This window comes from Streptomyces sp. NPDC021096, assembly GCF_040641275.1.
Lineage (GTDB): Bacteria > Actinomycetota > Actinomycetes > Streptomycetales > Streptomycetaceae > Streptomyces.
The window spans coordinates 156,102-177,993 of the sequence record NZ_JBFADG010000002.1; the positions used below are offsets into that span (position 1 = coordinate 156,102).

Here is a 21,892-nt window from a genome sequence, read left to right on the forward strand (position 1 = left end):
CCGCCACCCTCAGCGGGACGGGCCGAGGGCCTCCTTGGCGACGATGTAGCCGGAGCCTCCGTTGACGCCGTGGCCGGGCCATGTCGCCGCGCCCACCATGTACAGGTTCGCCACGACGCTCCGGTGCGAGGGCTGGCCCGGCAGCGGCCGGAACAGATAGCTCTGGGCGAGCTCGTGGCTGCCGCCGTACGGGTCGCCCGGGCCGCAGTTCGGGTTGAAGCGGGCCAGGTCGTCCGGGCCGATCACATGCCGTCCGATGATCGTGCCGGGCAGGTTCGGGGCGTGCCGGCCGGCCAGCTCGATCACCCTGTCCGCGAAGGCGCTATTGACCCGCTCGGTCCAGCCGCCGCCGGTGTCGATCTCTCCGGCGGCGTCTCCCCGGAGCCGCAGCGGCACGTCGAGGATCTGCAGCCTGGCCACGGCCGCGCCCGCCGGGCACCGCGTCGGGTCGGCGGCGGACGGCGTGTCGAAGGAGATGGTCGGTTCGGCGGGAAGCAGCCCGCGGGTGGCTTCGTTGACCGAACGCGACAGCGCGTCGAGCCCGCCGGTGAGGTGCGACTGCCCGGTGACGGCCAGCCGTTCGTCGTCGAACCGCGGCGGCTCCGAGAGCGCCAGATGGATCTGTACGCAGCCGCGCCCGTAGCGGTACCCGCGGGCCTGCTGACGGATCAGGGGCGGTACGACACCCTCCTCGTGGGCGAGCAGTTTCAGATAGAGCTGGTCGGGGTTGACGGAGGCGACGACCGCGCGCGTGGCGTGGAAGACTTCGCCGTCGGCCGTGCACACCCCCACGGCACGCCCTTCGCGGACCAGGACCCGTTCCACCCAGCGCCCGGTCCGTACCCGCCCGCCGTGCTGCTCGACCAGGGCGGCCAGCGCCCGGGCGAGGCGCTCGCTGCCGCCTTCCGGCGTGGGCATGCCCGCCCCGGTCGCGGCGAGCAGCACGAGTACGGTCCAGAAGGCGCTGTTCGCTTCGTCGGGCCCGCGGCCGAGGTGCAGCGCCCACGGGGCCAGCAGCCCGTGCAGCACGGGCGAGGCGAAGCGGTGTTCGAGCAGATCGCGGGCGTCGCGGAAGAACGACTGGGCGAACGTCGAGTAGTGCCCGTCCTCGTGCATCAGCCCATGGATGATCCGCGCCGACTCCGGGCTGCTGAGCTCCGCAGCGAACAGCCCGAACACCGGGCCCGCGTGGGGCGCGAACTCCTCCAGCAACGCGGTGAGCGCGGCGCCGTCGCCCGGTGCGAGGCGGTCCGCCTCGGCCGCGTTCTCCTCTGCGTCCGTGGAGAACACCGCCGTCCGCCCGCCCGGCATCGAGGCGCCGATGGCGTAGCGGGAGTTGCGGTACGTCAGGCCGAGCGCGGCGAGCTCGGGCCCCAGCTCGGCGTAGGCGGGGCCCGAGGTGAACAGCGGGTGCGCCGAGGAGTAGGTGTCGTGCAGGAAGCCGGGCACCGTGAGCTCCTCGGTGCGGACGAGCCCGCCGGGTCGGTCGTTGCCCTCCAGGACCAGCACTCCCCAGCCCGCACGGGCCAGGTACGCGGCCGCCACGAGGGCGTTGTGGCCGCTGCCGATCATAATCGCGTCATATCGCTCCATAAGGGATTCTGGCAGCGGGACGGCCGCGCGGTGTAGCCCACAAAAGACGCAGGCGGGACGGGAGGCCCGTCTACGCGAGGACGGTCAGGCCGGAAGCCCCACCGTGCGATTCACCGGGGAGCCGGCGCCGCCGCCCTCTGCTCGGCGGCGCGGCGGCGGCCTGCGGCCGCCCGGGCCGGGTCGCCGAGCTGATCCGCGAGCCGGGCCTGGGCACCCCAGTTGTACGGGCACAGCGGGCGCTGGTTGATCCGCTCGCTCAGCAGCGTGCGCGCCAGGTCCCGGCGCCCCGCGTGGAGCGCCGCCTCCACCAAGGTCTTCTGCACGGCGTCCCGTTGGGCGTGGCTGCCGCCGAACGCATGCAGACGGCGGCGGAGCGGGAGCAGCAGGTCCACCGTCTCGTCGTACCGTCGCCGCCCGTACGCGACGAGCGCCCGGCACACCGGCAGCCCGACGTCGGAGGTCATCGAGACGTTGGACACCCGCGGATCCGCGTCGCGGACCCAGGCCTCGCGGTCGCGGACGAGAGCGTCGGCGTCGCAGATGCGGTCCGCTCCGACGTAGGCCATGACGGCGTGGACGTCGTTGAAGGCGTAGTAGGGGCCGTCCTTCCGGGCCGCCCAGGCGTCGGCCAGGGCGGGCCGGCGGTCGCCGGTGTCGGCACCGGCCAGGTACAGCCGCCACAGCAGCGAGGCCGCGTCCAGCAGTTCCATCGCGACGCCGGCCGAGCCCTCGTGGTGCAGGCTGGCGTCGTAGACGTCGAGCACCCGGTCGGTGCGTCCCGCTTCCAGGGCGTAGAGGGCGTAGTGCCACCAGTTGTGGACGTTGAGGTAGTTGCCGTCCGCCCAGTCGCCCACGCGCTCGTCCAGGTAGCGGATGCCGTCGGCGAACCGCCCCTGCATCTCGTAGGCGTGCACGACCGCGTGAATGCCCCACACGTCGCGGGGCCGGCGTTCCACCGCCTCCAGGGCCACCTGTTCCGACTGCTGGTAGTGGCCCGCTTCCTCCAGGCCGAACGCGTACATGCCGAGCAGGAAGCCGTAGTGCGGATCGTCCGCGTCCCAGGCCGACAGCGCCCCGCCGATGCGGTCGCGCAGCAGCACGGCGTCGCCGGTGAAGAAGTCGATCTGGTGCCCCACGGCCAGGGCGAGCGCGTCGCGCGGATACGACACGCTGATCCCGCCGAGCAGACGGCCGGCGCCGTGGATGTCGCCGTGCAGCCAGGCGGAGGCGGCCTCGATGTGCATCCGCTCCCGGGGCGTGACCTCCGACAGGTGCACGCCCCGGCGGAATTCCCCGAACCGCCTCCGGGCCCCGGCCGCGTCCTTCTCCTCCGTGCCCAGCAGGCCGAGATACGCCGTGAAGACGTTCCCCATGACGGAGCGGGGGGAGGCGGCGAGGGCCGCCTCCGCTTCCGCGTTCACCTCTTCGCGGAAGTACAGCAGGCACTCCAGCGCGTTCTCGTAGTGCCGCACCGCCTCGCCGCCGGTGCCCGTCATCGCCTGCGCGTGCCGATCCTTCTCCACCCCGGTTCCTCTCGTTCCGCCGCCTGCGGCAGTACATCCCTGCCCGGTGGTGGGTGTGCGGATGCGCGAGGTGGGGCGGACCGGCTCAGACGTACTCGGTCAGGTCGATGGCGTGGATCTGCAGCGCAAAGCCGTACTCGGGGTGGGTCGTCTCGCGCTCGGGCTCCATGCCGAGCTTGCGGATCACGTTCTCGGAGGCGTCGTCGCCCAGCCGGGGGACGGCGATGACGCGGTCGAGACCGCGGTCCTGGAGTGCGAACTCCAGCGTGGCCTGGGCCGCTTCGGAGGCGTAGCCCTGGCCCCAGAACGACTGGCCGAGCCGCCAGCGGATCTCCACGGCGGGCAGCACCTCCGGCAGGTACTCGGGGACGGTCAGCCCCACGAGACCGGCCAGCTCGCCCGAGGCGAGGAGCTCGACGGCGAAGATGCCGAAGCCCTCCTCGTCCCACTCCTCCTCCCACCGCTCGACGGCCTCGGCCGTCTGCTCCAGGTCGAGGGTCGAGCCGTCGCCGATCCACCGCATGACCTGCGGGTCCGCGTTGATGTCCGCCAAGGGGACGAGGTCGTCGTCGTGCCAGCGGCGCAGGAGGAGGCGGGGGGTGTGGATCTCGGTCATGGCCCCCATCCTGCGCCACGCCGGGCCACAACAGAAATCGGTGCCCCGGCCACGCGTGTTCCCTCCGTCGGCTGCCGCACGGGGTGGGCCTACGGCTCGTCGTGGTGCCGGCGCCCCGGGTGGCGCAGGTGCGTCCAGATGTCCCGCGCGCGGCGGCCCGCTTCCGTCCGGCTGTGCGCGACCAGGCGCCGGGCCTGCTCCGGGGTCTCCACCATCGGGCCCGAGCCGCGCAGGGGCTTGCCCGCCGTCTCGTGGAGGAAGAAGGCGGAGACGACCCCGACCACGCCGGCGGCCATCAGGTAGTACGCGGGGATCATCTCGTCGTGCGTCGCCTCGAGCAGCCCCGAGACGACCAGCGGGGTCGTGCCGCCGAAGAGCGAGACGGAGATGTTGTACGACACGGACAGCGCCCCGTACCGCAGGCGGGTCGGGAAGAGGGCGGGCAGGGTCGCGGCGGCGGTGCCGGCGAAGCACACCAGCAGCAGGCCGAGGATGAGGCAGCCGAAGGCCGGCAGCAGGGCGCCGCCGGCCCGGATCAGCAGCATCGCCGGGGCGGCGAGGGCCACCAGGGCGGCGCTGCCCGCCATGAAGACGGGGCGGCGCCCCCAGAGGTCGGAGGTGCGGCCCACGGTGGTGATGGTCAGGGCCACGAGGATCATGGTGCCGAGGATCAGCAACTGTGCCGTGGTGGGGTCCTCGCCGAGGGTTTCGGTCATGTACGTCGGCAGATAGGACGTCACGAGATAGCTGGTGACGTTGTAGACGACCACCAGGCCCATGCAGATGAGCACCGCGTGCCAGTGCTTGGTGAAGATCTCCTTCAGCCGCCCGTGCCCGGACTGACGGGCCTCCTCGGCGCTCGCCAGCCGGGCGTCGGCCTCGGCGGCGGCCTCCGCCTCCGCGCGGAAGGCCGGGGTCTCCTCCAGACGCATGCGCATGTAGAGGCCGATCAGGCCCAGCGGCCCGGCCACGAGGAACGGCAGGCGCCATCCCCAGTCCGTCATGCCGTCGGTGCCCAGGGCCGCGGTGAGCACCGTGACCAGACCCGAACCGAGCGCGTAGCCGACGAAAGTGCCGAAGTCGAGCCAACTGCCGAGGAAGCCGCGGCGCTTGTCGGGCGCGTACTCGGCGATGTACGTGGTGGCCCCGGCGTACTCGCCGCCGGTGGAGAAGCCCTGCACCAGCCGGCAGAGGAGGAGCAGCACGGGCGCGCCGAAGCCGGCGGTCGCGTAGCTGGGCAGGAAGCCGACGGCGAAGGTGCTGACCGCCATCATGATCATGGTGGCGGCGAGGACCTTCTGCCGCCCGATCCGGTCGCCGAGCGGGCCGAAGACCAGGCCGCCGAGGGGGCGTACGAGGAAGGCGGCGGCGAAGGTGGCGAAGGCGGAGATCACCTGTGCGCCGGGGGAGCTGGAGGGGAAGAAGACCTTGCCCAGGGTGGCCGCCATATAGGCGTACACGCCGAAGTCGAACCACTCCATCATGTTCCCCAGCGCGGCGGCGGACACCGCGCGGTGCACCTCGGGGCGGTCCGTGACCGTGACGTCGTCGATGGTCAGCGGGGTCTTGCGGCGCCGCAGCAGGGTCCGGTGCATCCGGTCCGTGGCCGAGGTGCCGCCGCGCTGCGGCGCCGTGGGCCCGGTCGCGGGCGTCCTCGGCACCTTCGGCGTCTTCGGCTTTCGCTTGCGGTCGGCGCTCATGCTCTCCTGCCAGGGGTCGTGCGGCGGGTCGGACGGTGCGGTGGCGGTGTCAGGCGGCGGTGGGCATTCCTCACTTGTGGGCGGTTTGCCATATTTTATTCCTGACGTGTTGATCAGCCACGCGCGTGCCCGGCCGGGCGCCGGTCAATCCCCCTGAGTCATGTGTCCACGGTTGTCGCCCTCCTGCCCGAACGTGACGTCGCCGTGCACCTGCCCCGCCTGGATCACTCCCTCCGTACGCGCCTGCCCCGAGACCTCGTTGTGGATGTGGACGGTGCCCTGGCCGCCCTGCGGCACGCAAAAGTCCGGTGGCTCCTGCCAACGGGTGCCGGCGAAGTCCCGCAGGCCGGCCGCGAGGTCCACCGGGACGGTGGCGCTCGTGGACAGCGGGAGGACGAAGAACCACCCGTCGCCGCCGCGGAAGTACCGCGCGGGCACGGGTGCGCCGGGCCGGGGCAGCACGTGCAGGGCGTAGACCTTGGTGTCCCGCTTGCGGTGGATGAGTTTGCGTACGGCGACGAGCTGCACGTCCGACCAGGCCAGCCGGCCGCGATGGCGCCCCATCCTGAACTCGATGTGCGCCGGGGTCAGGCGCAGCGCCTGGGTCTGGGGCGGCAGGAGCCAGTGGACCAGCATGATCAGCACCCCGAAGCCGCACATGGCGAGGGACGCTCCGGCGGCCACCAGCCAGTTGCCCTGCACGCCCGAACGGATGAAGACCATGACCGCGAGGAAGAGCATCACCGGCCAGTGGGCGAGGGAGAGCCGGCGGCTCCTGCCCTCGGCGCTGAATCCGTGCGCGTCGGCGTGGACGGTCCAGCCCTTGAGCGACCCCAGCGGGGACCTCTCGAGTTCGGCCAGCGCGTCACGGAACCGGGGCAGCGGCGCGGACGCCGCGGCGGACCCGGGAGGCCGCAGGTACGGAGAGGGCCGGGCATCCCGCGGATGCGGCAGGGCATCGTGCGGGTACGGCGGGGCCGCGGGGGCGTCGCCCCGCTCGGTGCCGGACAGGTGCTCCTGGAGCCGCAAATGGCGGAACCGGTAGACGCCGCCGCTGCGCTGCAGCAGGCCGCCGTGGTGCGCGTCGCGCAGGAACTCCATCAGCGACCAGGGCACCCGCCCCGCGATCGCCAGGCACCCCTTGGCCAACAGCCAGCGGCTCCACAGGCTCATCAGAAGGAGCATGGCCGCGGCCCCGAACCAGGCGGTGACGCCCCGCGCCAGGGTGGTGCCGACCGATGCGTAGACGTACCAGCCGAACGCCCCCTGCCCGACGCCGATCAGCACGGCCACGGTGCCCACGGAGAGCCAGGCGGCCGTGCGCTCGCTGCCCAGCACCTCGTCGGGCGTGCTCGCGTCCTCGGTGTCCGAGGGGGCGGCGATCGTCACCATGACCAGCGGGGCCAGCACGACGCTGCAGACGACCATCACCACGTACGGGCGGGCGTCGTACGCCCCCATGACCATGGTGCTGAACAGCGCGGCGGGCAGGGCGACCACCGCCGACGCCTTCAGACCCCGCCCGAGGGAAGCGGCCCGGCCCGCCGAGCGCAGGGCGGCGCCGATGCGGAACGGATTGGCGCGTCGGCGCGGTTGCCCCAGCCGGAACCCGAACCACAGGTCCACGGCGATCCAGACGGCCATGGCGTGGACCAGGCCGTTGGTCAGCGCCAGCTCCAGCCCCCAGCCGGCCATGAAATCCCCTGTCTGCGAGGAGACGAACCAGTCGCGGGTGACCGCGGCGACCTGGGACAGGGCGAGGCAGACCAGGGCCAGCGCGGGCAGCAGCATGACGCGCACCACAGGGGTGCGGTGCAGGTCCCACCAGGCGAACTCCGTGGTGCGGCGGCCGGTGAGGTGGCGGGCGAGATGGGCGAGCCAGTGCCGCGAGCGCCCCGGGTTCCACTGGCTCGGCGCGTGCAACCGGTCCGGGGAGTGGGGCTGCTGGGTGAACACCGCCGGAATGATCAGGTCGAGCAGGTACCTCTCGACCGCCTCCCGCGAGGGGAACGGCCGGCGCACCAGCTCCAGCGGGTCGGCGGGCGGTGCCTGGAAGCCCCGGCGGGCCAGCCAGATCATCAGCGGACTGGTCAGGGCCCGCGCGACGGGCCCCTCGGGCTCCTGGTCCACGGCGTCGAGCATCAGCTTCCAGCTCCGGCGGACCTGTGGCGCCGCCGACCGCAGCAGATAGGCGGTCGCGTCCTGCAGACCGACCGGCTGGGCCTCGATCACCGCGGCCCGTGCGACGGACGCCCCCGCCTCCTCTCCCGCGCGGTACTCCCGCGTGCGGGACGTCAGGACGAGCGCGTCCTTCTCGCCCAGCGCCCGGTCGATCTCACGGACCGCCAGGGAACGCCGGTGCGCGGGAAGCTCGTCGAGCCCGTCGAGCACGGGGAGGACCAGCCCGTCCTGGACCAGCCGCGCCGCGGGGTGGGCGCCGTCGACGCGCGGCAGGCCCGGGTGGTCCTCGGCTATCCGCCGCGCCAGCCAGCCGCGGAAGTGCTCCCGCGACGGATCCCACGACTCCAGCGTCAGCACGACGGGCACCGGCGGCCGTACCCCGCCGCCCCCTCCGTCGCGCGAAGCGTGCCGCGCCGTCAGACAGCGTTCCGCCAGCTCCAGGGCCAGCAGCACCGCCAGCGTCGACTTGCCCGCGCCCGGGTCGCCCAGCACCACCAGACGACGGTGCCCCAGGCCGAGGAAGACGTCCGCCATCCTCGCCATCTGCCCGCCGGGCCCGCCGCCCCCTAACTCGGGCCAGTCCGCCCGCCAGCGCACCGCCAGCGGCTCGGCCGAGGCCAGGTCCCAGGCGTTCAGCTCCGCCGACCACTGCGTGCGGATGCTGCGCGCCAGGGCCCACGCGGCGCGTTCCACGGGATCGGCCGCGGGCGGCAGATGCACCGTGACGTCTCCATGGACGTACCCGATCTGCAGCACGTACTCCGCCGTGCCCCGCATGACGTTGTGGGAGCGCAACTCGTCTGCCATGACGGCATTGTGGGCCACAAGTGCGGCCGTATCGCCCCTCTTGCGAAAGAGACGCGGGGGACTTCCGCCAGCCGTGCCGCCCCATGTCGCGGGCCCGTGCGAGGGCTGCCCGGGCCGTCCGGAACTGCCCGCGTCGGTGGCGCGTTCCAGCTCATGAGTGGCCGGAGCGGATGGGCGGGGGACGCGGAGTGACGAGCGAGCTGACGGCCGGGGGGAACCGGGCGCTGCCCGCGGGCACGCTGACGATACGGGTGCCCGGCCCCTTCGACGTATCGGCGATCGTCACCGGCGAGGAGGGCAGGACGTCGGGGGACGGCGACTTCGTGTTCTTCAACCAGCCCTCCGCGCCCGGCGCGCGGCTGGAGGGCGACACCCTGACCGTGGACCCGGCCCGGCTGCGCCCGGGTGCGCGGCGGGTCACGGTGGTCCTCAGCCCGGCCGACGCCCGTACGCCGCTGACGTCGCTGCCCGCCCCGGTCATGACCGTCGCGGGCGACGGGGGCCGGGTGCTGGCCCGCTTCACCCCGCCGCGGCCGACCGACGAGACCGTGCTGCTGCTCGCCGAGCTCTACCGGCGTGACGCCGGGTGGAAGGTACGGGCCCTGGGGCAGGGATACGCGGAGGGACTGGCCGGGGTGGCCCGCGACTTCGGCATCGACGTCGAGGACGACGACGCCGACCCGTTCCCGGCCGTACCGACGCCTGGCAGCGCGCCCGCCCCTCCCAGTGGCTTCGATTCCCTGCCCGGCCTCGTCAATTCCCGGCGGTCCCGGGCCGGGGTGCGCCCGGTGACGGTGGACGCGAGGCTGGCCGCGGCCGCCCGGGCCCACGCCGCGGACATGGCGGCCCACGGCCGGCTGTCCGCCGAGAGCCCGTCAGGGACCTCCCTCTTCCAGCGGGTCACCGCGGCCGGCTACGCCTACCTCGTACTGACCGAGCACCTGGTCTCGGGCCCGCGCAGTGCGGCGGAGTTCGTGGACTACTGTCTGGCGGGGTCCGAACGCCGTGCCGCCTTCACCGACGGGACGTTCACCCACCTCGGGCCCGGCCACGCGGTGGACGGTGCGGGCCGGACGTACTGGACGGTGCTGTGGGCCCGGCCGTACACACCGGCCGGTCTCGAGCAGGCCGTGGCCGAGGTGCTCGCCCTCACCAACGCGGAACGGGCCGCGGCCGCCCTGCCCCCGCTGACCGCCGATCCGCACCTCGCCGTGGCGGCCCAGGCGCACAGCGCCGACATGGCCGGCCGCGACTTCTACTCCCACACCACCCCCGAGGGACGGGAGCCCTGGGACCGGGCGCGGGCGGCCGGCGCCGCGCACCGAGCGATCGGCGAGAACATCGCCTGCGGACAGCGCACTCCCGCGGAGGTCGTCCGCGGCTGGATGGACAGCCCCGGCCACCGCGCCAACATCCTCACCCCCGGCTTCACCCACCTGGGCGTGGGGTACGCACCGGCAGGCCGGGCCGGCACGTACTGGACCCAGCTCTTCGGTGGTGCCCTCTGACGCCCCGCCGTGATCGGGTCGAACGGGCTCAAGACCATGGCCAACGCCACCGATGAGGCGAGAGGGTGGGCGGACACGAGGAGCCACGGTCCCATGGGACCGACCCCAGGGAGAAGGAGGCACCATGAACCGGCAGGACGGGCCCGAACGGCCCTACGACGTCGTGATCTTCGGAGCGACGGGGTTCGTCGGGGAGCTCACGGCCGAATATCTGCTGGCGCACGCGCCGCAGGGCTGCCGGTGGGCGCTGGCCGGGCGCAGCAGAGAGAAGCTGGAACGGCTGCGGGAGCGCCTGGCCGCGCTCGACCCCGCCCGGGCGGCCGGCCTCGCGCTGGTGACCGCGGACGCGGCCGACCCGGCGGCGATGCGGGAGCTCGCCGAGTCCACGCACGTCGTCGCCTCGACCGTCGGCCCGTACATCTGGTACGGGGAGGAACTGGTCGCCGCCTGCGCGGAAGCCGGCACCGACTACACCGACCTCACCGGTGAGCCGGAGTTCGTGGACCTGATGTTCGCGCGGTACGACGCCCGGGCCCGGGAGACCGGCGCGCGGCTGGTGCATTCCTGCGGCTTCGACTCCGTGCCGCACGACCTGGGCGCGTACCTCACCGTCCGGCAGCTGCCCGAGGGCGTGCCCCTGCGGGTCGACGGCTTCGTCCAGGCGTGGGGCCTCATCTCCGGCGGGACGCTGGCCTCGTCCCTGACCATCCTGGGGCGCCGGCCGCAGGCGCTGGCCGCGGCCCGTGAGCGACGCTCGCACGAGCCGCAGCCGGCGGGCCGCCGGGTCCGGGCACCGCTGGGCACCCCCCGCTTCAGCAAGGAGACGGGCACCTGGGCCCTGCCGCTGCCCACCCTCGACCCGACCGTCGTACAACGCTCGGCAGCCGCACTGGAGCGTTACGGCCCCGACTTCCGCTACCGCCACTACGCCTCGGTGAAGACCCTGCCCATGGCACTGGCCGGCCCGTTCGCGGTCGGCGCGGTGGTGGCGGCAGCGCAAGTACCGGCCGCCAGGACCTGGCTGATGAACCGTTACGCCTCGGGCCGAGGCCCCAGCGCGGAGCGGCGGGCCCGCAGCTGGTTCCGGCTCCGCTTCGTCGGCGAGGGCGGCGGCCGGCGGGCGCTCACCGAGATCACGGGCGGCGACCCGGGCTACGACGAGACCGCCAAGATCCTCGCGGAGGCGTCGCTGAGCCTCGCCCTGGACGACCTGCCCAAGACCTCGGGCCAGGTCACGCCGGTGACGGCGATGGGCGACGCCCTGGTCGAACGGCTGCGGACGGCGGGGATCACCTTCCGGGTGCGGACCGTGCCGGGCAGGTGATCGGCGGGCCGGGGCGGTGAACCGCCCTGCCGCGTCTGCGGCCAAGGAAGCCTCACGCCAGGCCGGCGCGCCGTGCGACGGACTCGACGTGGGCCGCGAGCAGGCCCATGTCTGTCCCGTCCCTCCCTGGCGCTGGATGCGGCCACCAGGCTGCACCCTGGCGGCGGCGTCCCGCAGGCGCCCGGCGGGATCGGGGGGTAGGCCGCGTCCGTACCGTAGGGGAGGAGGACGGCGGCGGGTGGCCGGTCCGGCCTCAGGGCCGGCCGGCCGGGCTCAGCACTGGGGCCGTCGGCCGTGGTTGGCCCCGTGCTTACGACGGGCCCTCTTCTTGCGGCGCCGCTTCGAGGACATGCCGTCTCCTCTCCAGATGGGGCTTTGGCGAATTTATACCATTCTGGAGTATTTTCCCCGATGACGCGCGCCGCGGTTCACGCCGGGGCGTGGCCGTACCGCGCCGCGAGGGGTGCGAGGTCGGGTTCGCCGAAGCGGGCGCGCAAGGCGTGGAACGCGTCGACTTTTTCCTTGCCGAACCTCCGCACATGGGCGGCGTAGTCGCCGGAGGAGAGGAATTTCGGAGGCGTCGTCTTGGTGTGGAACTTGTCCGCGTACATCACCAGTTGCTCTTCGGGGCTCACGGCGAGGTAGTCGGCCTCGGGGAGGGGCAGCTTCTGCTTGCGGATGTCGTGCCTGGTCAGGCCCATTCCCGTGTGGCACGAGCAGAAGCGGCGCAGGCGCTCGGGGAAGCCTTCCCGGCCGAGGATCTCGTGGCCGAGCACACCATGACGGATGTACTGGCCCTGGAGGAACCGCCCGGCGCGGTCGTAGAGCCGGTAGACGCCGATGTCGTGGAGCAGCGCGCCCGCGCGCACGAGCTCCGCGTCGAGCCGGTGGGCGGAGCGGGCCATGAGCTGCTCCGCGATGCGGCAGACGATTTCGCAGTGTGTGTACACGAGGTCGAAAGCCTGCTGCGACGGCGCGTACTTCTCGTGCAGCACACGGATCTCGGCGACGGTGGGCAAGGTCACCGCCGCAGCGTAACAACCCGCCGCAGCGCCGCGCCGCCGATGGATTCACCAATAGTGCTTGCGGCCGGCCACCGCGTGCCCCATGGCTCCGAGCAGGAAGAATATGGCTCCGAGGACGACGAGGATGATGCCGATCGTCCACAGGATGGATATTCCCGCCACGAATCCGATGACCAGCAGAATGATGCCGAGGGTGATCATGGTGGACTCCTGGTTTCCGCCGTTCGGCCCGGCGCCCGGAAGGAGATGACGGCCAGGTCGGACATGTCCTATTTATTTTAAATGTTCGTGGCGTTCAATGGAACGCTAGGACATTGCGGAGGGTGGCCGGGCGAATGCGCGTCGTCGCGGGAGAGGTGCGGCCGGGCACGGATACGGGCTCAGGAGGTACGGATCCGCGCTCACCACTCGACCAACAGCCTCGCCGGCGCGACGACGTTGATGCTCGGCTCGTACACGCGCGGCTGGTCCGGGACCAGCCGCAGGTCCGGTCGGTGGCGCATGAGCGCGGTGATGCCGGCCCGGATCACCGTCCGGGCGAGATTGGCGCCGAGGCAGTAGTGCAGTCCCTGGGAGAAGTGCAGGCTGCCGGCCAGGTGCGGGCGGTGCGGGGCGAAGGAGTCGGGCTCCGGGAAGTGCCGCTCGTCGCGGTTCGCCGAGGCCGTCATGACCCAGAGGACCGAGCCCGCCGGGACCGGGACGCCGCCCACCTCGACCTCGGTCGCCGTCATCCGGAACACCCCCAGGGCCGGCCCGGAGCGCCGGAGGGTTTCGCTGAACACGCCGTCGAAGCGATCGGGTTCGTCCCGCAGCGCCTGCCAGCGGTGCGGTTCCTCCAGCAGTTCCCCGCACAGATTGATCAGGGCGAAACTGGTCGGGCGGAAGCCGGCGGTGATGACGTCGAAGCTGATCAGGCTGATCAGCTCTTCGTCGCTGTAGTCGGCCTCTCCCTTCGACACCTTCTGCACGAGAAGACTTATGAGATCGTCCTGGGGCAGACGCCGGCGTATGTCGATGACGTCGCTCAGATACGCCTCCCACTCCTGGATGTCGTTCGCATAGGCGAGTTGCAGATGCGCGGGAGGCCGGCCGAAGAAGAATTCATTGACCGCCCGGTGGTAGCGCATGATGCGGTCGTAGTCGTCGACGGGCAGTCCGGCCAGCCGGATCACGACGGTGTTCGCCAGCGGGCGGGCGTACGCCTCGACGAGGTCCACGGGAGGTTCCGCGGGAATCTCACCCGCCCGCAGGTCGGCGATCTCCTCGATCCGGGGCTCGAGACGCTTGACGCCCTTGGCCGAGAAGTACGGCACGACCGGCTTGCGCAGGCGGTCGTGCGTGGGCGACCCGTCGAATCCCATATTGGGCGCCGTGAACGTGCTGGTGTTCCGCAGCACGTCACGGACCTCCGGGGGATAACTCGACATGATGATGGACCGCGTGGAGGCGGGAAAGAGGTCGGCGTTCTTGAGGACCCACGACACGTCGTCGTACCGGGACACGATCCACATGTGCAGATCTTCGCTGTAGAAGACCGGCGCCTCGTCCCGCAGGCTCTTCAGCATCGGATGCAGATCGGCCGAGCCGTGCGAGAGGAAGGTGGCCGCCACCGACTCGGGGGAGAGCAGCGGACAGTTCTGCGCCCGTGCCCCGTTGTCGGTCCCGATGGAGGAGCTGATGAATTCCGGCAACGTCAGACCTGCTTTCGATCGTTTTGGTGGCGCAATCAGGCGCTCTCCGGGGCGTATCCGTCGCTTTGTTCAGGCTCGCACCCCTTCGTGGCGTACGAGGGCCGCCGCCCTCTCCTCCCGAGGCCCTCTTGACGGGAGCCATGGCGCCGGGTGAGGCGCGGCGGGCCACGGATGCCGGGGAATTCCTCGTCCCCGGAGCACCACGGGAATCGCCGCACCTCACAAGGCCGATGGCTGCCGCACCCGGTACGGACGCATCCCGAGCCCGTCCGCCTGACACGTGCGGGGCGCGTACTCAGGAAGATACGCACGCCGGTAGACGGGCCCCGAAAGGCATATACGTTCTTCGACGGGCAGGCCAATGCCGTCGAATTCCGTGTTTCCGGGCGCGGGATCGTTCCATGAGGGCCCACTGACCTGGCCGACGGGCGCTCGATGATCGAACGGATCATCTGCGGCCCGCGCCGGTCATGGAGAATGGAGTGCGGATCACTGGCCGTTCAGGGGGAGTTGCGGAATCCACATTTCTCGCAGGTGTGCTGTCAAACGGGGGAAAGCGTGAATGCGAAGGTGACTGTTCTCGGCCTGGGGTCCATAGGGACGGCATTGGCCGAAGTGTTGGTGGCGGCCGGTCACCGGACGACCGTCTGGGACGGTACGCCGGGGGCGGGAGAGGCTCTGGCCGGCAAGGGTGCCGTGGCGGCGGGCTCGGCCGCGGAGGCCGTCGCGGCGAGCCCACTGGTCGTGATCCGCATGGCGACGTACGAGGCCGTCCGCGAGGTCCTGGACTCCGTGGCCGCCGGGGCGTTCGAGGGCCGTGGCATCGTGAACCTCACCCCGGGCTCGCCGCTGCACGCGCGGGCGGCGGCCGACTGGGCGCGGCGGCACGGCGCCGGCTATCTCGACGGCGTGATCATGGCGACGTCGCCGCCCGGCATCGGGAATCCCGACTTCCCGGTGCTCTTCAGCGGCTCGCGGGCCGCCTTCGACAAGCATCGCGAGGTGCTCGCCGCACTGGGCGAGCCGGTGCATCTGGGCACCGACACCGCTCTGGCCTCCGTGTACGACACGGCGCTGCTGGGCCTGATGTGGTCCACGCTGGCCGGCTGGTTGCACGGTGCGGCGCTCGTCGGCGCCGACGGTCCCGGCGGGAACGAGACGGCGACGGCCTTCACGGACGTGGCCGACCGATGGCTGAAGACCGTCGGCCCGCTCATGAGGAGCTATGCCGCACAGATCGACTCCGGTCAGTACCAGGGCGACGGGATCACCCTGCACCTCCACCGCTCGGCGATGGACCTCCTCGTCCACGCGAGCGAGCTGCGAGGGGTGGACCCCGACCTGCCGGAACTGTTGCGGGAACTGACCGGGCGGGCGATCGAGGCCGGGCACGGGGACGACGGCTACGCGCGCCTGGTCGAGGTGATGCGCCGGAACGACCGGTCGTGAGCTTGTCCGTCGGTGGCGAAGGCGGTATTCCTGCCCGTACTACCGCATGACCCTGTTTCCTCCATATGACGTACATCGGGCGTTCTGCGTCGTTTGGCGTCGGGCAGGGGGTGGGCAGCCTGGAGCGGGACGATTCGGGCGGCCAGTTGGGGGGCGTGAGGATGACGACGCGTCAATGGCGAGTCAGCACATGCGCGGCGGCGGTGATCGGTGCCGTGGTGGCGCTCGGCGGCTGCGGCGGAAGCGACTCGGGCGACCCGAAGCCGGCCGCGACGGTCTCCGCTTCGTCCCCCTCGGTCCCGTCGTCGGCATCCTCCTCAGCCCCGTCGTCGGCCTCTTCCGCGGCCTCTTCCGCGGCCTCTTCCCCGGCATCCTCTTCGGCCCCTTCCTCGGCTGCGTCGTCGCCGGGGTCGGGGAAGAACGGCGGGCGGGAGGTGCTGCCCGGGCTGCCGTCGGCGGGGGAGGCCCGTCAGCAGCTGGGGAAGCTGACGGTGGCCGAGCCGCGCCCCATGACGGGCTACAGCCGGTCGGCCTTCCCGCACTGGGCGCAGCAGGGCAACAAGTGCGACACCCGCGAGACGGTTCTGGAGCGCGACGGCCAGGGCGTCAAGCGGGACGCCGAGTGCCGGGCGACCTCCGGCTCGTGGCGCAGCTTCTACGACGACAAGACGTTCACGGCGGCTTCCCAGGTCGACATCGACCACATCGTGCCCCTGGCCAACGCATGGCGGTCGGGCGCCGACAAGTGGCCCACCGACCGTCGCAAGGCGTTCGCCAACGACCTGACCCACCCGCAGCTGCTGACGGTCTCGGCGGCCTCGAACCGGAGCAAGGGGGACCAGTCCCCGGACCAGTGGCAGCCGCCGGCGAAGTCCGCCTGGTGCGTCTACGGCCGGGCCTGGACGTCGGTGAAGAGCACCTATGGCCTCACCGTCACCGAGAACGAACGGAAGATGCTCACCACCATGTTGGGTACCTGTACGGCATGAACAGCGAGCACTACGCGCAATACGAACACTTCCGGGACGAGGTGACCGCCGGTCCGGGCGGTGCGATGACCGACGAGGTCGGCGTCGTCACCGGCGACCTCACCGTCGTCACCGCGCTGCGCCCGGACGGCCCGGCCGGGGTGCGGGTGCAGTACACCGGTGCGGAGGAGTGGTACACCCTCACCGGCAGCCCCCGCCCCGTACCGCCCGCCGGACTGAAATCCCTGCACCAGGCAGTGCTCGAGGCCGTCCGGGCCGGCGGCGGCGCACAGGTGCCCGGCTGAGACCGGCGACGGGACCACCGCCCCGCCCCGCCTCGTGTCCATCGGCCGGTGGACACGAGGTTCACCCGCCGATGCGCACCGCCTGCCCGGTGACGCGTACGCGCGCGTCGGCGGGGTCCACGGTCACCAGCAGGTCGCTGGGGCGGCCCATGTCCTCGCCCTGGCGAATGCTGATCGCCGCTTCCTCGCGGATCTCTCCGGTCGCCCGCAGATAGCCGCCCAGCGCGGCCGCCGCCGCGCCCGTGGCCGGGTCCTCCACCACGCCGCCCACCGGGAACGGGTCGCGCGCGTGGAAGAGCAGCTCGCTCTCCCGCCACACCAGCTGCACGGTGGTCCAGCCGTGCGCTCGCATGACGTCGGCCAGGGCGTCGAAGTCGTAGGCCAGGTCGGCCAGTCGCGCGCGGGAACCGGCCGCCAGGACGAGGTGCTCGTTGCCGCCGAAGGCGACGTGCGGCGGCAGCGCCGGGTCCAGGTCCTCGCGCGCCCAGCGCAAGGCGGCGAGCGCCGCGTCCAGTTCGGCGTCCACGGCCGGCCGGGAGCGGGTGGGCGCACTGGTGAGGGTCGCCCGCACCGCGCCGCGCCCGTCGACGACCGTATCCACCCGGATGTCGCCCACGGGCGTGTCGAAGACCACCTCGCCGGGGCCGATGCGCTCGGCGAGCGCCACCGCCGTGGCGACGGTGGCGTGTCCGCAGAACGCGACCTCGGCCAGAGGGCTGAAGAAGCGCAGCCGGAAACGGCGCTCGGTCTCGTCGGCGGCGGTGATGAAGGCGGTCTCGGAGTACCCCACCTCGGCGGCCACGGCCAGCATCCCCGCCTCGTCGAGCCGGGCGGCGTCGAGGACGACGCCCGCGGGGTTGCCGCCCGCCGGGTCGGAGGTGAAGGCGGAATAGCGAAGGATCTCGACGGAACGGCCGGCGACGGTCTCGGTCTCAGTAGTCATGAGGGTTACTCTGCCGCCGGGCAGGCATCGTGACAAGCGATGGATCATGATGGGTCCCATCGGTGCATCCGATGGATCCGGCTATGCTCGCCCGCATGGACACCCGACTGCTGCGCACCTTCACCACCGTGGCCGGCACCGCCAGCTTCACCACGGCCGCCGCCGAGCTGCACCTCGCCCAGTCGACGGTCACCGCGCAGGTCCAGGCCCTGGAGAAGGAGCTGGGCACCCGGCTCTTCGACCGGCTGCCCCGGGGCGTGGCGATCACCGAGGTCGGCAGGCGGCTGCTCGCGGAGGCCGAGGGCGTACTGGACGCCGAGTCACGGCTGCGCGCGGCGGCCGCGGCCGACGGCCCTCCCGTGGGCCGGGTCGTCATCGGCGCGGGCGAGACGCTGTGCTCGGCGCGACTGCCCGGCGTCATCGCCGCCCTGCGCGGGCTCCACCCCGACCTCGAGGTCGACTTGTCGCCCGTAGGAACCGCCGAGGCCGCGGAGGGCCTGCGCACGGGCCGCCTCGACATCGCCTTGATGCTGGAGGAGGAAGTCCTCTTCCCCGACATCGACACCGAACCCCTCGCGCACGAGCCGCTGGTGCTCCTGTGCGCCCCCGGACATCCCTTCGCCCACCGGACGGATCCGGTCACCTGGGAGGAGCTCGCACAGGAAGCGTTCTTCCTCCACGAGCAGGGCTGCTCCTACAGCGACAGGCTCGCCCGCCGTCTCCTGTCGACCCCGGGCGTACGTCCCCGCCTGACCCGCTTCGGCAGCATCGAGGCCGCCCGCTCCTGCGTGGCGGCCGGCCTCGGCCTCACCCTGCTGCCGCGCGCCACCGTCGAGCACGCCCTGCGCGAAGGCCGCCTGGCCGAGGTGACGGGACCGTCGATCCCCGACGTGCCCGTACAACTGGCGCGCCACCGCAGGCGCTGGACCTCTCCCGCGGCGCGGGCGGTCGTCGCCGAGCTCGCACGGCAGTTCGGGGGCGGCGAGGGGAGCGTTCCCGCAGCCCGGTCGTAGGCCGCCTCCTCGGGGCAGGCCCGCCGGGACTGCTCCGTTGCGGCGAATCCGCGGCCCCGCCGTTCGGAACAACCGTGCCTACGGGAACACCGATACGGATGGACGTCGCGATCATGGGGCACTACCGTGCCGACCGGCTCGTCACCGCGCTCAGGCGCCACGCGGCCGAGCGGATCTGGCTGTGCGGCCCTACCGACGTCAGCGCCGGCATGGGACCCGGCATCCGCTACCGCCACCTCGCGGCGGGCGCGGGTGTCGACGACGTCCTGGCCCTGTGGGCGCGCATCGGCGCGCAGGTGGTGGTGCCGAGCCTGTATCCGCTCGAACAGGAACAGCTCCTGCACACCCTGGCCACCGCCGCGCAACAGGTGCCCTTCGGCGGCCGGCACGCACACGTCCATCCACCCGCCTTCGCCGAAGCGGTGTCCGACAAGGTCCTCTTCCACCGGCTGGCCCTCGACCGGGGCTGGCCGGTGCCCGAAGGCATCGTCTGCGAGGACAGGGCGCAGGCGGCCGCGGCACTGAAGGAGCTCGGGCCACCGGTGATGGTCAAGACCGGCAGATCCGTGCCATGGCAGGGGCGCTGGTACCTCACCGGCCCCGACGACCTCGGCGCGGCGGACGGCATGGTCTTCCCCGTGGTGGTGCAGCGTGTCTGCCGGGGCGAGGAATTCGGCGTCGAGCTGCTCACCGACAGGGGCGGCACGCTGCGCTGGCCCATTGCCTCCTTCGGCCCCCTGGACGAGCGGTGCATGCCCGGATGGCGCATGCGGGTGATGCCGGCCGGGCTGCCCGCAGCGGTCCGGCACGGCCTCGACGCGTTCATCGCGGACGTCACCGACGTGCTCGCACCCCGCGGGGCGTGGCAGATCGACATGGCCGTCGAGGCGGGGGAGCTGCGGGTGCTGGAGGTCAACGGCAGGTTCGGCGGAATGGCCCACCTGAGCCGGGCGGTCACCGGCCACGATCCCTACCAGGCGCTCGCCACCGCCGCGCTGGGCGGCGAACCGCCGGCCCCCACCGCCGTGCGCGTCGCCGCCGAACTCCCCCTGCGGATCGGCGCGAACCTGCCGGAAGCGGGCGACGGCGTACGGGTCGAGATCGAGAGGCCCTCACCCACGGAACCCTGTCTGCCCACCCACTTCCACCGCACCCTCGTCGTCGCCGACGACCCGGCCGCACTCGCACACTGGATCCGCGCTCTGCCCGGAAGCGCCTGGGCCGACCATGTGCCGCTCTCGCGGGGGTAGGGAGCCAGGGATCAGGGCGCCCCCGTCAGCTCCGACAGCAGCTCGGTGACCTCCTGGGCCTGCTGGGGGAGCGCCGCCTCCTCGTACGCCGTCCGCGCCTGTTCCCAGTGGCGGCGTGCCGCGTCCGGCCGGCCCGTGGCGGCGGCCAGGTGACCGAGATGGTGCAGGGTACGGGCCTGGCCGACGGTGTGGCCGAGCCGCCGGTAGACGAGCAGCGCGCCGTGGTAGCGGTAGTGGGCCCGATCGTGGTCCGCCTGGTGGCGGGCGGTGATGCCGAGGTTGAACAGGGCGTTCCCGCTGCCCTGGTGGTCTCCGAGGGCATGGAAGAGCGGCAGGGCGGCGGCGTAGTACGTCTCGGCCTCCCCGTACCGGCCGCTGCGCCGGGCGACCGTGCCCAGGCTGTGCAGGGTCCGGGCCTCACCGGTGCGGTCGCCGAGCCCCCGGTACAGATCGAGCGCCTCCGTGAAGGTCCGCAGCGCCCGGTCGTAGTCCTGCATGTGCTTGAGGAAATCGCCCATGCTGTACAGCGCGAGGGCCTGTTGCGCGCCGTCGGCGCTGGAGCGGGCGCACTCCACCGCCAGCTCGCACGCCTCGAGACCGGCGTCCCAGTCCTGCTGACGGCGCAGCAACCAGCTCACGTCGTGGGCCAGCGGCAGGACGACGCCGGGCCGGTAGCGCATCCAGGCCAGCTGGAGGGCGAATCGCAGGTTCGGGCGCTCGACGTTCAGCCAGTCCTCTGCCGCATCCTCGCGCTGGCCCGCCCGCGCCGCCCGCACGATGCGCTCGGTGACATCCCGGGCGGCGTCAAGGTAATGGGCCAACAGTCCGTCGACGGCGGCCTCGACGCTCGCCTCGTCGTCCTCCGCGGAGCAGCGCCGCTCGGCGAACAGCCGCAGCAGGTCGTGGAAGCGCACCCAGCCCCGGGGCCTGCCCGGCTCGATCATGTGGGCCTCGCGCAGCGACCGGAGCAGCTTCCTGGCCTGCGCCACGGAACGTCCGGCGACCGCGGCGGCGGCTTCCACGCTGACCTGCTGCCCCAGATGGAGGGACAGCAGCCGGAACATCCGGGCTTCCTCGGGCGCGAGCCCGGCGTACGACAGCTCGAACGCGGCGGTGACGGAGTCGCTGCCACCGTACGACAGCTCGTCCAGGCGGGTGGCGCGGTCGCGTAACGTCGCCGTGAGCTCCCCGACCGGGAGGTCCGGATCACCGGCCAGGATCGAGGCGACGACGGCCAGGGCCAGCGGCAGCCGACCGCACAACTCCGCCAGGTCGGCCACGGCTTGCGGCTCGTCCTGGGCGCGGGTGTCCGAGGGTCGGCGCATCCGCAGCGTACGGACGATCAAGTCCGTGGCCTCGGCGGGCTCCAGGACGCCCAGGTCCACGATCCGGGAACCGGGCAGGTCGCCGAGGGCGTGCCGGCTGGTCACCAGCACCCGGTGGACCGGCGAACCGGGCAGCAGGGGTCTGACCTGGTGCGCCGAGGAGGCGTTGTCGAGCACCACGAGGACCCCGCTGCGCCGGGCGGCGAGGTCCGCGAGCTTCGAGCGGTACAGCGACAGACGCCCCCCGGCCGTCGGCGGGAAGAGCTCGTCGGGTACGCCGAGGGCGCTCAGGAACGCCGACACCGCGGTGTCGGGCTCCACGAACCGGCGCTCGTCATAGCCCTGGAGGTTGATGAAGAGCACTCCGCCGGAGAACCACCCCGCCGCCAGGGCCTCGTGGGCCGCACGCAGCGCCAGGGCGGTCTTGCCGACGCCGGGCGTGCCCGAGAGCGTCGACACCACGACGGGGGAACCGTCGGAACCGGGATCCAGCGTGGCGGTGACGTCGCGCAGGGCCGCGCTCCGTCCCGTGAACTCCGGTGCCGTCGGCGGCAGACCGGCCAGCGCGGTGGGCACCGAGGGAGCGAGGTGCAGCTGTTCGACGTGCCCTGCCTGGATCACCGAACCGGTGACGCTGCCGCTCAAGTCGTTGGACGAGTGGTTCACGGTCT

Annotated in this window: 17 protein-coding genes; 7 read left to right on the forward strand and 10 right to left on the reverse strand. The window is 72.5% G+C overall.

The window, feature by feature from the left end; all coding sequences use genetic code 11:
* Positions 1-9 precede the first annotated feature (9 nt).
* From AB0G59_RS04310 to AB0G59_RS04330, 5 genes are all read right to left on the reverse strand, one after another.
* Complete coding sequence (locus AB0G59_RS04310; RefSeq protein WP_360907871.1) at positions 10-1,572, reverse strand: NAD(P)/FAD-dependent oxidoreductase; 1,563 nt, start codon at positions 1,570-1,572, stop codon at positions 10-12.
* Between the two features lie 131 nt (positions 1,573-1,703).
* Complete coding sequence (locus AB0G59_RS04315) at positions 1,704-3,116, reverse strand: tetratricopeptide repeat protein (RefSeq protein WP_360907873.1); 1,413 nt, start codon at positions 3,114-3,116, stop codon at positions 1,704-1,706.
* A gap of 85 nt (positions 3,117-3,201) precedes the next feature.
* Complete coding sequence (locus AB0G59_RS04320) at positions 3,202-3,732, reverse strand: GNAT family N-acetyltransferase (RefSeq protein WP_360907875.1); 531 nt, start codon at positions 3,730-3,732, stop codon at positions 3,202-3,204.
* An 89-nt stretch (positions 3,733-3,821) separates the two neighbouring features.
* Entirely contained in the window at positions 3,822-5,327 is a 1,506-nt protein-coding gene (gene proP, locus AB0G59_RS04325; protein WP_360908608.1) for a glycine betaine/L-proline transporter ProP, read from the reverse strand.
* Positions 5,328-5,576: 249 nt separating this feature from the next.
* Complete coding sequence (locus AB0G59_RS04330; protein WP_360907877.1) at positions 5,577-8,420, reverse strand: hypothetical protein; 2,844 nt, start codon at positions 8,418-8,420, stop codon at positions 5,577-5,579.
* 188 nt (positions 8,421-8,608) lie between these two features.
* On the opposite strand from AB0G59_RS04330, the gene AB0G59_RS04335 reads away from it, so the two are divergent.
* Both AB0G59_RS04335 and AB0G59_RS04340 read left to right on the forward strand, forming a co-directional pair.
* On the forward strand, positions 8,609-9,928 hold the full coding sequence (locus AB0G59_RS04335) for a CAP domain-containing protein (RefSeq protein ID WP_360907880.1): 1,320 nt from the start codon (positions 8,609-8,611) through the stop codon (positions 9,926-9,928).
* Between the two features lie 124 nt (positions 9,929-10,052).
* The gene (locus AB0G59_RS04340; protein WP_360907882.1) at positions 10,053-11,252 is read left to right on the forward strand and encodes a saccharopine dehydrogenase NADP-binding domain-containing protein; all 1,200 of its coding nucleotides are present in this window, start codon (positions 10,053-10,055) and stop codon (positions 11,250-11,252) included.
* 428 nt (positions 11,253-11,680) lie between these two features.
* Here AB0G59_RS04340 and AB0G59_RS04345 read toward each other — a convergent pair whose 3' ends face one another.
* The 3 genes from AB0G59_RS04345 to AB0G59_RS04355 form a co-directional block, all read right to left on the reverse strand.
* Positions 11,681-12,277 (reverse strand): HD domain-containing protein, encoded by a 597-nt coding sequence (locus AB0G59_RS04345; protein ID WP_360907884.1) that lies wholly within the window; start codon positions 12,275-12,277, stop codon positions 11,681-11,683.
* A gap of 45 nt (positions 12,278-12,322) precedes the next feature.
* Positions 12,323-12,478 (reverse strand): DUF6131 family protein, encoded by a 156-nt coding sequence (locus tag AB0G59_RS04350; protein WP_360907886.1) that lies wholly within the window; start codon positions 12,476-12,478, stop codon positions 12,323-12,325.
* Positions 12,479-12,678: 200 nt separating this feature from the next.
* Positions 12,679-13,968, reverse strand: a complete 1,290-nt coding sequence (locus AB0G59_RS04355; protein ID WP_360907888.1) for a cytochrome P450 — start codon at positions 13,966-13,968, stop codon at positions 12,679-12,681.
* Positions 13,969-14,538: 570 nt separating this feature from the next.
* Between AB0G59_RS04355 and AB0G59_RS04360 the strand changes: the two genes are divergently transcribed.
* The 3 genes from AB0G59_RS04360 to AB0G59_RS04370 all read left to right on the forward strand — a co-directional run bounded on the left by AB0G59_RS04360 (position 14,539) and on the right by AB0G59_RS04370 (position 16,690).
* Positions 14,539-15,417 carry an NAD(P)-binding domain-containing protein gene (locus AB0G59_RS04360; protein ID WP_360907890.1) on the forward strand — a complete coding sequence of 293 codons (879 nt, stop codon included), beginning with the start codon at positions 14,539-14,541 and terminating at the stop codon, positions 15,415-15,417.
* A gap of 434 nt (positions 15,418-15,851) precedes the next feature.
* Positions 15,852-16,406, forward strand: a complete 555-nt coding sequence (locus tag AB0G59_RS04365; RefSeq protein ID WP_360907892.1) for an HNH endonuclease family protein — start codon at positions 15,852-15,854, stop codon at positions 16,404-16,406.
* A complete protein-coding gene (locus AB0G59_RS04370; protein ID WP_360907894.1) occupies positions 16,403-16,690 on the forward strand; it encodes a hypothetical protein in 288 nt (95 codons plus the stop codon). The genes AB0G59_RS04365 and AB0G59_RS04370 overlap by 4 nt, the downstream gene beginning before the upstream one ends.
* 61 nt (positions 16,691-16,751) lie before the next feature.
* On the opposite strand, the gene AB0G59_RS04375 is transcribed toward AB0G59_RS04370, so the two are convergent.
* A complete protein-coding gene (locus AB0G59_RS04375; RefSeq protein ID WP_360907896.1) occupies positions 16,752-17,633 on the reverse strand; it encodes a PhzF family phenazine biosynthesis isomerase in 882 nt (293 codons plus the stop codon).
* Between the two features lie 95 nt (positions 17,634-17,728).
* Here AB0G59_RS04375 and AB0G59_RS04380 point away from each other — a divergent pair, with 95 nt between their 5' ends.
* Positions 17,729-18,646 (forward strand): LysR family transcriptional regulator, encoded by a 918-nt coding sequence (locus AB0G59_RS04380; RefSeq protein ID WP_360907898.1) that lies wholly within the window; start codon positions 17,729-17,731, stop codon positions 18,644-18,646.
* A gap of 98 nt (positions 18,647-18,744) precedes the next feature.
* A complete protein-coding gene (locus tag AB0G59_RS04385) occupies positions 18,745-19,896 on the forward strand; it encodes a hypothetical protein (protein ID WP_360907900.1) in 1,152 nt (383 codons plus the stop codon).
* Positions 19,897-19,907: 11 nt separating this feature from the next.
* On the opposite strand, the gene AB0G59_RS04390 is transcribed toward AB0G59_RS04385, so the two are convergent.
* Positions 19,908-21,887, reverse strand: coding sequence for a tetratricopeptide repeat protein (locus tag AB0G59_RS04390; RefSeq protein WP_360907902.1), 1,980 nt, complete (start codon positions 21,885-21,887; stop codon positions 19,908-19,910).
* Positions 21,888-21,892: the final 5 nt, after the last annotated feature.

Bases quoted from the DNA above. Each gene is read 5' to 3' on its own strand.
- AB0G59_RS04375 (WP_360907896.1), bottom strand. From the start codon at position 17,633: ATGACTACTGAGACCGAGACCGTCGCCGGCCGTTCCGTCGAGATCCTT.
- AB0G59_RS04380 (WP_360907898.1), top strand. From the start codon at position 17,729: ATGGACACCCGACTGCTGCGCACCTTCACCACCGTGGCCGGCACCGCC.
- AB0G59_RS04330 (WP_360907877.1), bottom strand. From the start codon at position 8,420: ATGGCAGACGAGTTGCGCTCCCACAACGTCATGCGGGGCACGGCGGAG.
- AB0G59_RS04320 (WP_360907875.1), bottom strand. From the start codon at position 3,732: ATGACCGAGATCCACACCCCCCGCCTCCTCCTGCGCCGCTGGCACGAC.
- AB0G59_RS04310 (WP_360907871.1), bottom strand. From the start codon at position 1,572: ATGATCGGCAGCGGCCACAACGCCCTCGTGGCGGCCGCGTACCTGGCC.
- AB0G59_RS04340 (WP_360907882.1), top strand. From the start codon at position 10,053: ATGAACCGGCAGGACGGGCCCGAACGGCCCTACGACGTCGTGATCTTC.
- proP (WP_360908608.1), bottom strand. From the start codon at position 5,327: ATGCACCGGACCCTGCTGCGGCGCCGCAAGACCCCGCTGACCATCGAC.
- AB0G59_RS04370 (WP_360907894.1), top strand. From the start codon at position 16,403: ATGAACAGCGAGCACTACGCGCAATACGAACACTTCCGGGACGAGGTG.
- AB0G59_RS04385 (WP_360907900.1), top strand. From the start codon at position 18,745: ATGGACGTCGCGATCATGGGGCACTACCGTGCCGACCGGCTCGTCACC.
- AB0G59_RS04350 (WP_360907886.1), bottom strand. From the start codon at position 12,478: ATGATCACCCTCGGCATCATTCTGCTGGTCATCGGATTCGTGGCGGGA.